At 50.1% G+C, this 12666-nt stretch carries 11 protein-coding genes; 7 read left to right on the top strand and 4 right to left on the bottom strand.

Translation table 11 applies throughout. The features are described from left to right. Positions 1-93 precede the first annotated feature (93 nt). Genes OSQ85_RS01585 through OSQ85_RS01575 form a run of 3 tightly spaced genes read right to left on the bottom strand, consistent with a single transcriptional unit; the run spans position 94 to position 2863 of the window. Positions 94-1206: a hypothetical protein gene (locus OSQ85_RS01585; RefSeq protein WP_265820895.1), complete on the bottom strand. Its 1113-nt coding sequence runs from the start codon at positions 1204-1206 to the stop codon at positions 94-96. Then, a complete protein-coding gene (locus OSQ85_RS01580; protein ID WP_265820894.1) occupies positions 1203-2570 on the bottom strand; it encodes a TIGR01777 family oxidoreductase in 1368 nt (455 codons plus the stop codon). Before OSQ85_RS01580 ends, OSQ85_RS01585 begins: the two co-directional genes overlap by 4 nt. Continuing rightward, the gene (locus tag OSQ85_RS01575) at positions 2570-2863 is read right to left on the bottom strand and encodes a hypothetical protein (protein WP_265820893.1); all 294 of its coding nucleotides are present in this window, start codon (positions 2861-2863) and stop codon (positions 2570-2572) included. Before OSQ85_RS01575 ends, OSQ85_RS01580 begins: the two co-directional genes overlap by 1 nt. A 197-nt stretch (positions 2864-3060) precedes the next feature. Here OSQ85_RS01575 and OSQ85_RS01570 point away from each other — a divergent pair, with 197 nt between their 5' ends. The 7 genes from OSQ85_RS01570 to OSQ85_RS01540 all read left to right on the top strand — a co-directional run bounded on the left by OSQ85_RS01570 (position 3061) and on the right by OSQ85_RS01540 (position 11570). After that, entirely contained in the window at positions 3061-3369 is a 309-nt protein-coding gene (locus tag OSQ85_RS01570) for an ArsR/SmtB family transcription factor (RefSeq protein WP_128465293.1), read from the top strand. Next, positions 3336-4664, top strand: coding sequence for a TolC family protein (locus tag OSQ85_RS01565; RefSeq protein WP_265820892.1), 1329 nt, complete (start codon positions 3336-3338; stop codon positions 4662-4664). The genes OSQ85_RS01570 and OSQ85_RS01565 overlap by 34 nt, the downstream gene beginning before the upstream one ends. Before the next feature lie 105 nt (positions 4665-4769). After that, positions 4770-5861: an efflux RND transporter periplasmic adaptor subunit gene (locus OSQ85_RS01560; protein ID WP_265820891.1), complete on the top strand. Its 1092-nt coding sequence runs from the start codon at positions 4770-4772 to the stop codon at positions 5859-5861. After that, on the top strand, positions 5861-9076 hold the full coding sequence (locus tag OSQ85_RS01555; RefSeq protein ID WP_265820890.1) for an efflux RND transporter permease subunit: 3216 nt from the start codon (positions 5861-5863) through the stop codon (positions 9074-9076). Before OSQ85_RS01560 ends, OSQ85_RS01555 begins: the two co-directional genes overlap by 1 nt. A 138-nt stretch (positions 9077-9214) precedes the next feature. After that, positions 9215-9406, top strand: a complete 192-nt coding sequence (locus tag OSQ85_RS01550; protein ID WP_265820889.1) for a YgaP family membrane protein — start codon at positions 9215-9217, stop codon at positions 9404-9406. Positions 9407-9622: 216 nt separating this feature from the next. After that, positions 9623-10453: a bifunctional transcriptional activator/DNA repair enzyme AdaA gene (locus OSQ85_RS01545; RefSeq protein WP_265820888.1), complete on the top strand. Its 831-nt coding sequence runs from the start codon at positions 9623-9625 to the stop codon at positions 10451-10453. A 58-nt stretch (positions 10454-10511) separates the two neighbouring features. After that, positions 10512-11570, top strand: a complete 1059-nt coding sequence (locus OSQ85_RS01540) for an AI-2E family transporter (RefSeq protein ID WP_265820887.1) — start codon at positions 10512-10514, stop codon at positions 11568-11570. A 222-nt stretch (positions 11571-11792) separates the two neighbouring features. Here OSQ85_RS01540 and tsf read toward each other — a convergent pair whose 3' ends face one another. Beyond that, positions 11793-12662 (bottom strand): translation elongation factor Ts, encoded by an 870-nt coding sequence (tsf, locus tag OSQ85_RS01535; RefSeq protein ID WP_265820886.1) that lies wholly within the window; start codon positions 12660-12662, stop codon positions 11793-11795. Positions 12663-12666 lie beyond the last annotated feature (4 nt).

The following is a 12666-nucleotide window of genomic DNA, read 5'->3' as shown; positions in this document are numbered from 1 at the left end:
CATTAAAAATTAGCATAAGCGAGTGAACGGACAAAAATTATCGCAAAATATACGGCTGTATTAACATGAGCCACGCCGGAATACCGATGCTGCTCAGGTCTGCTCCCTCTCAAAAGAGGGTATTCTCTCCGTTCCGGTGCTGAAAAACAGGCTGCGGAGGAAGAATGCATAGCCCACAACAGCGGCTATCCCTGCGGAAGCATAGTAATACCCCAAAGGTGCAAGGAGAACCACTATCACCCAGTGAAGCAGAATGGTTTTGCCGGAGTGGAGCCTTATGGGAAAGTCGTTGAACCTGCATATCACCGCAAGTCCGCTGAGGTTCCACCCGTAAAGGGCTGTTATGCGGTGAAAGTTCAGCACCAGAGCCTTGTTTTCCGGGCTGTTGAGGCTGAAAGCGTAAAGCAGGATATAGACTATCCCCGTCACTGCCGTGATTGTAAGAAAGAATATCCCCGATGTGAGGAATGACTTCTGCTGCTCCTTAACACCGAGGGTGACGTACATTATAAGCACATTGCACACTGCAATGAAAAGTATTGACGACACCGCAAGCTCAAGCACCACAGATTCCATGAGGATAAAAACAAAGAAGATGATCACCCCCATGTTTATCACCCAGAAGCTGATGAGCTTGAGGAATCTCTTGAACGGAGTGCGCCCCTTATGCATCAGCGTGAAAATAAGGCTGAAAGTTATCAGTGACAACGGAAAGGAAAAACCGAGAAAGAATGTGTTCAGTGTGAGCTTTTCAAAATCCAGCACACGGTAATACTCCTCATTAACTATGGCAAAGGCGGATATGAGCAGCCCGGAGGAGAGGCAAAGCAGGGAAGCCTGATGAAATTTCATCGCTGTGGGAACCTTTGTGGTGAAAAAATCTGACGGAAAAATGGAAAACTTTTTTATCCTGATGTACTCCACAATGGGGATCATGCACAGTGAGACGGCTATGGCAGGTGCATAAAGCTCAAGGGACGAAAGAACAGCATATATAAAAGAGAGCACAAAAAATGTCTTCACCCTGATACTGGGCGCTCCCAGCCCTTCCGTGAAATAAAGGACTATAGTGCCCCCCGTGCAGAGGTTGAACAGGAATATATGGAGCCGCTCGAAGTGGTATCCGGGAAAGAAGTGGAACATATACCCGAACAGCAGCGCAGCGGTCATCATCACCGAGAAAAGAAGCTTTATATTCCTTGTCATAATATCCTTCCGAGAAGATGCCTTAAGGCTCCCTCCAGCTTAGGGTAGCCGAATTCATAGCCTGTGTCAGTCAATGTTTTGGGCTGAACCCGTGCTCCGCTCAGCAGAACCTCCCTGCCCATCTGCCCGTAAACCAGCCTGATGAGCCATGCGGGAATCCTGAACCTTGCTCCGGTTCCCAGAACCCTGCCGAGGGTGCGGGCGAACTCCTTCATAGTAACATTCTCCGGCGCAGTGAGGTTAACCGCACCTTCAACCTCTTCGTTATGGATGCAGTGCGTTATGCCCCGCACAACATCATCCATGGCGATCCAGCTCAGCACCTGATCCCCTCTGCCCGGCCAGCAGCCAAGCCTCATGTGGAAAAACGGCAGAAACCTCTGTAATGCGCCGCCGGAAGGGGTGAGGGCAACGCCGATACGCACAAAAACAACCCTTACGCCTCGGTCAGCCGCAGGCTTTGCCGCCTCCTCCCATTTTCTGCACAAATCAGCTATGAAGCCTTTGCCCGCAGGGGAGTGCTCATCCAGAATCTCCGTTCCCCGGTCGCCGTAGTAGCCTATGGCTGATGCGCATATGAGCACCGGGGGCGGGTTATCCATTCTTGATATAAACTCAGCTATCAGCCTTGTACCTTCCACACGGCTGTCAGTTATCTTTTTCTTTTTTGATTTTGACCAGCGCCCTTCACCTATGGGTTCCCCGGCAAGATGCACCACCGCATCGCACCCGCCGAAGCAGTTGTCGATTTCGCAGGTGTCGGGGTTCCATGAAAACTCAAACTCGGAATCGCTCTGGCGGCGCACAAGCCTTTTCACGCTGTGCCCCTGCGTGGTGAGAAACGGAACCAGATACCGCCCCACCTGTCCGCCCGCACCGGAAACAACTATATTAAGCTTCTCCGGCCTGTATTTATTAATGAAATTCATGTCACCTTCCGTCACCCTGTGGCGGTAGGCAAACATTTTCTCCAGTTTTGCGGTTACGTATCTGCCCGCGATTATGTCAGACAGCGGAGAAAAGGGGAGCCTGTAGGTTATGCAGTCCTCAAGGGCGCTTCCGCCGCCGCACTCAAAAAAAACATGGCGGTGTTCCCACTCTTTGAAAGGGCCTTTCTCCATAACATCGGTAAATTCTTCGGGATAACTGTAGTTTTTGTGAAGTGCATGCCACTCAGTGCTGAACGGCCCCGCCTTCACCCTCATTCTCACAAACGAACCGTCGGCTATTCCGCCTCTGCGCTCCAGAACATTGACATCCTCCCACGGAGGGACAAGCCGGCCTATTGCGCCGTAACGCCCGTGCCAGTCGAAAAGCTGCTCTCTGGGGCAGTCAAAGGCTTTTCTTTTTCGGAAAACAGCCATCAGATCACCTTAACTCTTTCAAGATACTGCAATAAACCCAAAGCACGTTCCTTCAGCCCTGCCGCATCGGCGGTTTCAGCTAAAAGCATCATCTCCCGTCCGGCCGCGCTCACCTCATCCAGCCCGTAGGCTCCGCCTTCACCCTTCATTCTGTGGGCAAAGAGCGCAATTTCATCAAAGCCGCCTTCCGCAGCAAGGGAGACTATGGCAGAGCAGGTTTTCTTAACATGATCAATGTAGCCCTGCGCATAGGGCAGGAGTGCCTTGTCGATTTTTATAAATACCGTTTCCATATGTACCTAAAGTTTACCAGAAACAAATCGGCTGAAAAACAGATTCCATTCGCTGAAATTTTGCTTTGCCGGAAAAGTTTTAAGAATGAAAGAAAAAACTGCTCCCTTTTTACATTTTTGATAATTCAGGTTGACATTCATCTCATGTTATATATATAAATATCCATATATAAACTAATGTTTATTCGGAGGAGAACATGGATTTATCATGGCTTGACATCTATTCAGAAAAGCTCAAGGCGCTGGGGCACCCCGTAAGGCTTAAGCTTGTGATGGGGCTCATGGGCAATGAGTGCAACGTGACCAAAATATGCAAGGGGCTCAAAATCCCTCAGGCTACCACAAGCCAGCATCTGGCTATTCTTAAAAACAAAGGAATAATCAAAGGACGCAGAGACGGCACAAGTATCTGCTACAGCATAGAAGACGAAGCGATCAAAAAAATGCTCAAAATACTCATGGAGGAAACGGGATGCGATTTGGGAGACTGCCATCCGGAGGATTAATAGCCCTTATCCTGCTTTTTTCAGCCTCCGCACAGGGGGCTGAACGTCTGGGCTATGAACAGGGCAAGGCAAAAGCCCTCTCAGGCAGCAGGCTGATTAAGGCCTACGAAGCGGAAGCCGAGAGCGCACAGTACCGCAGGCAGCAGGCCGCGGGCGGCTATCTGCCGCAGGTGACGCTGAGCGAAACATGGATGAATACTGACGAACCCTCAAGCGCTGCTTTTGCAAAAATGGCTCAGGGACGGTTTGACATGCAGTATTTCATGAACGAACTCGCAGACCCCTCAGACAGAGTAACAAACTACAGAACAAAGCTTGAGATAGTTCAGCCGATCCTCGCCGGAGGACAGATACACTACGGTGTGAAACAGGCGGACGCAGTGCACAGGGCATCGCTGGAAACTGCCGAGAGGGTGCGCCAGAACACAATATACAACTTTAACAAGGCCTTCTTCGGCCTCGCTCTGGCGGATAAGGCGCTCTCCACTGTGAAGGTCTCATACGGCAGAACCGAAAAATACTACGCCATGACAAAGGATTTCTATGATAACGGGCTGATAGTGATGAGCGACCTTCTGGTTGCCGAGACCTATCTTCTGATGAACGATCAGTCAGTGAAAGAGGCGGAAAAAAACCTTGCAGTCGCATCCAGCCAGCTCCAGAGGCTTCTTGATACTGACAGCGAAATAGCTGTTATATGGGAAGATCCGGGATTTGGCTTTGAGGAGAATGCGGATAAGTACATAGCACTGGCAGGAACCGAAAGACAGGATCTGAAAGCCATGGAGCAGTACGCAAAAACCGCGGACTATGAGCTTGAAAAATCAAAATCCGCATTCCTGCCGCAGGCGGCACTCTTTGCTGACTACCAGCGGAATGACGATGAGCTTTTCGGCAATAACGGAGAAGGGTACACCTTCGGTGCGCAGATAAGCCTCAACCTTTTCAGGGGCGGCTCGGACTACAATAAAATGAGGGCTGAAAAAGCGAACCAGCTTGCCATGCTCCACCGCATAGCCGACAAAAAGCTTGAGATAAAATCCGAGGTGAAGGAAGCCTACCACTCAGTGCTCGCAGCGGAAAAGCAGCTTGAAGCGGCTAAAAAACGTGTGCAGAGCGCATATTCCGCCCTTGAGATAACTGAAAACAGGTTCAAGGAAGGCCTCTCAAAGATTACTGAACTCCTTGACAGGGAAGTGGAACTGAGACAGGCAGAGCTTTCCCTCTACTTTTCGGAGTACAATCTGATTGTTGCCAAAGCCGGACTTCATTTCGCGGCAGGCATTCTGAAATAAAAACGGTGTAAAATTAAAAATGAGAGCATCACTTCTGTTTTCAGGTGCGCTCTTAATATCGTAAAATTTATATAAACTGAAATATAAAGATAAGGAGAATATAAAATGAAGAGAGCAGTCTTTCTTCTCGCGCTGCTGATAATGGCTGTTTCCTGCTCAGACAGGAAAACGGAGGAGGCGGCAAAACCCGAAGTCCGCAGTGTGAAAGCTCCGGTCGCGGAAGCACAGAAGGCAGAAGTACCATCGTCCAGAACATTTTCCGCCACTGTTTCAAGCGGGAAAACCGCCTTTGTGATCCCGAAGATTGTGGGCTATATAGAATCTGTAAACTTCTCTCCCGGCGATACTTTCAGGCAGGGGGAAGTCCTCGTGAGCATAAAAAGCGGCGAGCTTGAGGAGAAAAAGCGCTTTGCTGAAAGCTCCGTAGCGGAAGCTGAAACAGGGCTCAGGCAGGCAGAGGTTAATCTCACCCTTGCGGAGAAGACATTTCAGCGTTACTCCAACCTTGTAAAAAACAACAGCATAAGCAGACAGGAGTACGACCAGATAGAGGCGCAGCACAACCTCGCTAAGGAGCAGGTGCGTCAGGCTGCAACAAAAAAGCGTCAGGCCGAGGCGATGTATGCCGAAGTGAACACCTATCTTTCATACACTCAGATACGCGCACCCTTTGACGGCATAGTCCTGGAAAAGCTTGTGGATGCAGGCAACCTCGCCGCTCCCGGCAGCCCCATACTCCGAATAGGCTCTAAGGACACAGTGGTTTACGCATTCATAAACGAAAGCCTTTTCAACTCCCTCAAAACCGGGATGAAGGCAACCGTTGAGGCGGAATCGATCAATTTCACCTGTGAAAGTGAAATAACGGAAATCAGCCCTGATATAGACTCCGCAACCAGAAACTTCCGCATAAAGCTCAAAGGGAACAACAGCTTTGTAACCGGAATGTACGTAAAAGTGATACTCCCCACCGGAACGGGTGAGAAGATAGTTGTGCCCGCATCGGCAGTTGTTCAGCGCGGCCAGCTTTCAGTGATATTCGTTGTCAGGGACGGACACGCAGACATGCGCATAGTTAAAACAGGGCAGACATTCGCCGAGGGTGTGGAGATAATCAGCGGCCTCAATGAGGGGGAAACCTACGTTTCTGACAATGCCTCATCCCTCAGAACAGGCGACAGAATAGAGGCGCAGTGATGAAACCCCATGACATAACGGAAGAGAAACAGAATTTTGCCTCAAAGATGGCCTCCGCCTTCATCACAAGCAAGATTACGCCTCTTCTCATCATAGCCACACTCTTCATAGGTATCGCAGCGGTCGTTATGACCCCGAAGGAGGAGGAGCCTCAGATCACCGTTCCGATGATAGACATCATAGTCCCTTATCCCGGCGCTGATGCTAAAAACGTTGAGAAAACCATAACCGAGCCTCTGGAAGAGATAATCTGGGAGATTCCGGGTGTGGAATACGTTTACAGCACAGCTTCAAACGATATGGGCGTTGTGATTGTCCGTTTCAAAGTCGGAATGAATGAGGAAGAGAGCATCACCAACCTTAAAATGAAAATAGACAGCAATATGGACAGAATGCCTTACGGTGTTCTTCCCCCGCTGATAAAAAAGGAATCCATAGACGATGTCCCGCAGGTGGCGGTAACACTCTGGTCCGAAACTCTGGATGCGTTTGAGCTGCGCCGTGTGGCGGCTGAGGCGCAGAAATATCTCAAGGAGGTTCCGGACGTTTCCAGAACATCCATCCTCGGCGGGTATAAGCGCGTTCTGCGGATCGAGCCTGAGATGGACAGGCTCAAAGCTTACAGCCTTGATCTTTTCAGCCTGTTCAAAGCCCTTGAATCATCCAACAAGTCCCTGAACACAGGGGAAGTTGTGCAGAACAATGAAGTTCTCTACATAACAGCGGGCGGCTTCTTCAAAGACCCGGACGAAGTGCGCAGCGCCGTTGTGGGAGTGCATAACGGAAAGGCGGTTCTGCTCAAGGATGTGGCAAAAATCACAGACGGAGCGGAAATCCCCTCATCCTACACGCTCATGGGTTTTAATGAAAATACCTCATCCGACAGGTATCAGGCTGTTACAGTCTCCCTCTCCAAACGAAAAGGGAGCGACTCCGTGGTGGTTGCGGAAAATGTCCTGAACAAGCTTGAAGGGCTCAAGGGCTACATAATCCCCGAAGGGGTGAACATAACAGTAACCAGAAACTACGGCGAAACGGCATATGAAAAGGTTATGACCCTCCTTGAGCATCTTCTGGGTGCTATACTGGCTGTTATAATCGTTATGACCATAACAATGGGCTGGCGTGCCGGAACAGTGGTTTTTGTTGCGCTGCCCGTTACCTTCGCCCTGACTCTGTTTGTGTACTTCATGCTGGACTACACACTGAACAGGGTGACTCTTTTCGCCCTGATCTTCGTCACGGGGCTTGTGGTGGATGATGCGATCATTGTTGTGGAGAATATGGAGCGGCACTTCAAAATGTCCCGCAAAAACCTCCTGAAAAGGGCGGTCTACGCTGTGGGAGAGGTAGGCAACCCCACAATCCTCGCCACTGTCACCGTTATAGTAGCCCTTTACCCCATGGCGTTTGTCAGGGGACTTATGGGCCCGTACATGAAGCCCATGCCCATCGGCGCCTCACTCGCGATGATCTTCTCCCTCTTTGTGGCGCTGATAATTACCCCGTGGCTGGCGTACAAGCTTCTGGGAAGCGCAAAGCACAAGGAGGACGAAGAGGAACACAACGAAGAGGACTATATAAAAAGCACAAGGCTTTATAAGTTCTACAACCATATGCTGACACCCTTTATGAACAGCCTCGGCAAAAGGCTTATACTGGGCGCAGTTGTGCTTGCCCTGTTTGCGGGGGCGTTCATGTTTGTTCCCGCCAAGCTGGTTGTTATGAAGATGCTCCCGTTCGACAACAAGAACGAGATGCAGATAATAATAGACATGCCCGAAGGCACACCCCTTGAGCAGACCACACTTGTGGCAACGGAAATAGGCGCTTATCTCTCCACCGTGCAGGAGGTTGAGAACTACCAGATATATTCCGGCACTCACGCCCCCATAAACTTTAACGGGCTTGTGCGCCACTATTTCCACAGAAACGCCCCGAACATGGCGGATATTCAGGTGAACTTCGCAGATAAAAGCATGCGCAGTCTTCAAAGCCATGATCTGGCCAAGAAACTGCGCGGGCCTGTGCAGGAGATAGCCAACCGGTTCGGCGCAAATGTCAAAATGACAGAGGTTCCGCCCGGACCGCCTGTTCTCTCAACGCTTGTGGCGGAAGTTTACGGCCCTGACACACAGACGCGGGCAGAAATCGCCGATCAGGTGCTCAAGGTATTTCACGACACCGAAGGCGTGGTGGACATTGACACATACGAAGAGGCGGACATGCGCCAGCTCAGCTTCACTGTTGATAAGGAGAAGGCGGCTCTTGTGGGTGTTTCCTCAGAGATGGTTTCCCAGACTCTGTACATGGCGCTCAAAGGGATGCAGGCGGGAATCCTACACACAGGCACGGACAGGGAGGATGTGGGCATCATGGTTCAGCTTCCTCAGGCGGAAAAGAATGCCCTGAACAGCCTTCAGGACATACATCTTATCTCCATGAAAGGCGCTCCTGTTTCATTAAGTGAGCTTGTGAGCATGCATGAGACAACGAAGGAAAAAGCTATTTACCATAAAAACATGCAGCCAGTCACATACATAACCGCTGATGTGGCCGGGGTTGAGGAAAGTCCTGTCTACGCTATTCTGAAAATGAAGAAGCGGGTGGCGGAGATAACCCACAACGGCTCACCTGTGCGGCAGTACTGGACAAACTCACCTGAGTTCACGGACGTACCCTCCGTTAAGTGGGATGGCGAATGGCAGATAACCTACGAAGTCTTCCGGGATCTGGGTCTTGCCTTCGCGGCTGTGCTTGTGATCATGTACTTTGTGCTTGTGGGCTGGTTCAAATCGTTCATAACCCCTGTGATAATGATGATCCCCATACCACTGAGCCTTCTGGGGATAATCCCCGGCCACTGGCTGTTCGGCGAGTTTTTCACCGCAACAAGCATGATAGGCTTTATGGCGCTGGCGGGGATAATGGTGCGCAACGCCGTGCTTCTTATCGACTTCATAGACCACGGCACAGCAAACGGCAAATCACTGGAGGATGCGGTAATAGAATCCGGTGCAATAAGAACACGCCCTGTCGTCCTCACCACAGTGACGGTTATGGTTGGTGCGCTGTTCATGCTGCCTGACCCTATATTCTCAGGCCTCGGCGTTTCGCTTATTACGGGCGCATTCGTCTCCACAGTTCTTACGCTTCTGGTCATCCCGCTGGCGTATTACAGATACCACAGGCTCAGGGAGAGATTTCTGAGATAAAAACGCAGGTTTTGATGGGATTACGTCACTGCGAGGAGCAAAGCGACGCGGCAGTCCCAGATTCTTGGCTTTAGTCAAAAAACTACCGTTTCTTGGGCAGATGCCTGAGTAAACCAATTAATATAAAGGAGTATGAATATGTCAGTTAAGTATATTTTAAGACTTGTACCGGGAATAATGATACTTGCGAGCCTTGCCCTCGGCGTATGGGTAAATCAGTGGTGGCTTCTTCTTGCCGCCTTTGTGGGGCTGAACCTGCTCCAGTCGGCGTTCACTAAGTGGTGCCTCCTTGAGGACATCCTGATCAAAATGGGTATACCGAAGGAATAATTCGCATTTTTTAAAATGGTTCAACCTGAAAAAACCTTTCTTTAATGAAAAAGAAAGGTTTTCTCAGACTCTTTCCAAAGAAACCAAATCTCCGCTAGCGGTTTCTCTGTCTGCGCTGAGCAGGGCGGGGGCTTTTTCCTTCTTGCGCAAGAATCGGGTGGATGCGGTTCGTTTTTCGGTTTATTTTATTGTTATCATAAAAATGGAAGGCGGCGCATGAACCATGCTGACTATTACCGGATAGAAAAAGCCATACGCTTCATAGAGCAGAACGCGGGTGAACAGCCCTCGCTGGATGACATAGCCGCTCACCTCGGACTGAGCCCCTTCCACTTTCAGCGGATGTTCACCGACTGGGCAGGGATAAGCCCCAAGCGTTTTTTGCAGTGTCTCACCATCGAAGCGACGAAAAGGCTTCTGGATGAGTCCCGTTCGGTGCTTGAAGCCTCAATAGAGGCAGGGCTCAGCGGACCTTCCCGTCTGCATGATCTCTTTGTCAGTGTCGATGCCGTCACCCCCGGCGAATACAAGAGCATGGGGAGCGGTCTTGTGATAAGATACGGCTTTCAGCCCACCCCTTTCGGTATGTGCATGGCGGCTCTCACGGAGCGGGGGCTCTGCGCTCTGTCATTTCACGATGAAAGCAGTGCCGAAGCGGAAACGGAAGATCTGAAAATCCGCTGGCAGAATGCAAGGCTGATACGTAACGACGGCGCAGTTGAGGAAACAGTGCGAAGGATTTTCAAACCTGAGAAAGGGGAAGAGATAAGGGTTTTCATGAAGGGGACAAACTTCCAGATCAAGGTCTGGACGGCAGTTCTCCGTCTGCCTTACGGGGTTTTCACAAGCTATGGCGATCTGGCAGGGACGATAGGCTCGCCTGCCGCATCAAGGGCTGTTGGAACCGCGCTGGGGCAGAACCGCATAGGCTATATTATCCCCTGCCACAGGGTACTGAGGGAGACAGGCGCTGTCACCGGCTACCGCTGGGGCTCAGCACGCAAAAAAGCCATGATAGCCATGGAAGCCTGCGTGAAAGACAGATAAGCCGCGGATTCCTGTTTACACAGCCCTGAACCTGCCGTAATATCCGCTTATGAATATCATGAAATTCGATTTCACAATAAAAAACATAGCCATAGTAGTGGCGCTGGCGGTTGTAATCCTCCTTGTGATCAAGCTCCAGACCCTAGTGACCATATTTGCCATATCCTTTTTTCTGGCTTATCTTTTCGATCCGCTCATAAACTGGTTCGAAGGGAAAAGGGTTCCCCGCTGGCTGTCAATAATCCTGCTGTACACTGTTATAGCATTCATAAGCGTGCTGTTTTTCGGCTCCATAGTTCCGGTTATATATCAGGAGAGCGTTCATCTCGCAGATGCTCTGCCCGCCTACTCCGACAAGCTTTTCAGCCTTGTGGACAACCTCACCGACCGCTTCGGGATTGACATATCCTTTGAAGATATTAAGAAGCAGCTTCTCCCTAAGCTGGCAGGAATAGGCGGCTCAATACTGTCCTCAGCGGAAGGGGTCATGAAATCAGTGAATACTGTAGTGAGCCTGCTCCTGAACGTAGCTCTGATCCCTATCCTGACATTCTACTTCCTGAAGGATTTCAGCAGCATAAAAGACAAAATGTTCGACAAGTTCTCCGGAACATCAAGCATAGACTACCCTAAGCACTTCATGCACTTTAACTCGCTGCTGAGCAGGTATTTCAGAGGGCAGGTGCTTGTGGCTGTATTCTTAGGCATCTCCTACACCATAGTCCTCCTCATTGCCGGAGTTAAGCCCGCAATACTTCTGGGGCTTATCTCAGGCGTGCTGAGCATCGTGCCTTATCTCGGCTTTATGATAGGCTTTTCCGCCTCGCTGATGCTCTCCGTGGTGCAGTACGGAGACCTCCTCCATCCTGCCATGGTGGTGATCGGCTTCTCCATAGTTCAGGCTCTGGAGAGCAATTATGTCACCCCTAAAATAGTCGGTGAGTCTCTGGGGCTCCACCCCACTGCGGTAATATTTGCACTGATGGCTGGCGGTTCACTGATGGGAATAGGGGGGATGATCATTGCCCTGCCCGTTGCCTCTTTCGTCAAGGTAGTTGGGGATGAATATCTCAGCCGGATAAAAACAGAGAAAGCGGACAAACACCGCAAGGCATAAAAAAAGGTCTGCACCATAAGGCAGCAGACCGGAGATTTTTTCAGACTTATTCTTTGGAAATGCATATATGAGATTGCTTCACTTCGTTCGCAATGACAGTAGCTTACGTCACTAGCGTAAGTGATGCGGCAGTCTCAGATTCTTTATTACCGGTCTGCCCCCACTAAGGAAGCAGACCCTGAACTTTTTTCATTATTGAGAAAGCTGTTACGAAACAGGAGCCTACTGCTTGATCTGTTTCATTACCTCTTCCACAAAGTTTTCCTGCTTTTTTTCGATGCCTTCGCCCATCTGGAAACGGGTAAAGGAAACGATTTTTGCGCCTTTTCCGGCTACAAGCTGCTCGATGGAAACATCGGGGTTCTTAACGAAGGGCTGGTGAACAAGGCACACTTCTTTAAGGAGTTTTGCAACCTGACCCTTAACTATGTTGGGGATCATGTTTGCGGGTTTGCCCTGCTCAGCAAGCTTAGCGGAGAAGATCTCCTCTTCTTTTGCGATATAAGCGGGATCAACTGAGCTGGAGTCAAGGAATTTGGGGTTAGCAGCCGCAACGTGGAGGCAGATGTCTTTCGCAAGCTCAGCGTCTCCGCCTTCAAGCTCAACAACAACACCGATTTTTCCGCCCATGTGGATGTACGTGCCGATGCTGCCGCCTTCACATCTTTTGAAACGGCGTATGCTTATTTTCTCGCCGATTGTGGCTATTTTCTCGTTAAGGATTTCGGCAACAGTTTTGCCTTCGGCCTGAACCTGAAGAAGAGCGTCAACGTCAGCGGGGTTTTTATCTGTGATGACTTCGGCTATCTGTTTTGTGAAAGAGAGGAAATCAGCGTTTTTAGCAACAAAGTCAGTCTCGGAGTTTATTTCAACTATAACGCCGACATTGCCTTTAAGGCAGTCTGCAACAACGCCTTCGGCTGCGATTCTGCCCTCTTTTTTGGCTGCTGCGGAAAGGCCTTTCTTCCTGAGGAAGTCAATTGCCGCTTCCATGTCACCGTTGGTTTCTGAAAGAGCTTTTTTGCAGTCCATCATGCCTGCGCCGGTTTTTTCACGGAGTTCTTTTACAAGTGCTGCTGATATTTCTGCCATGATT

This window comes from Geovibrio ferrireducens, assembly GCF_026226615.1.
Classification (GTDB): Bacteria; Chrysiogenota; Deferribacteres; order Deferribacterales; family Geovibrionaceae; genus Geovibrio; species Geovibrio ferrireducens.
The sequence above is the reverse complement of the archived record's forward strand: the minus strand, read 5'-3'. Positions and strand labels throughout refer to the sequence as shown.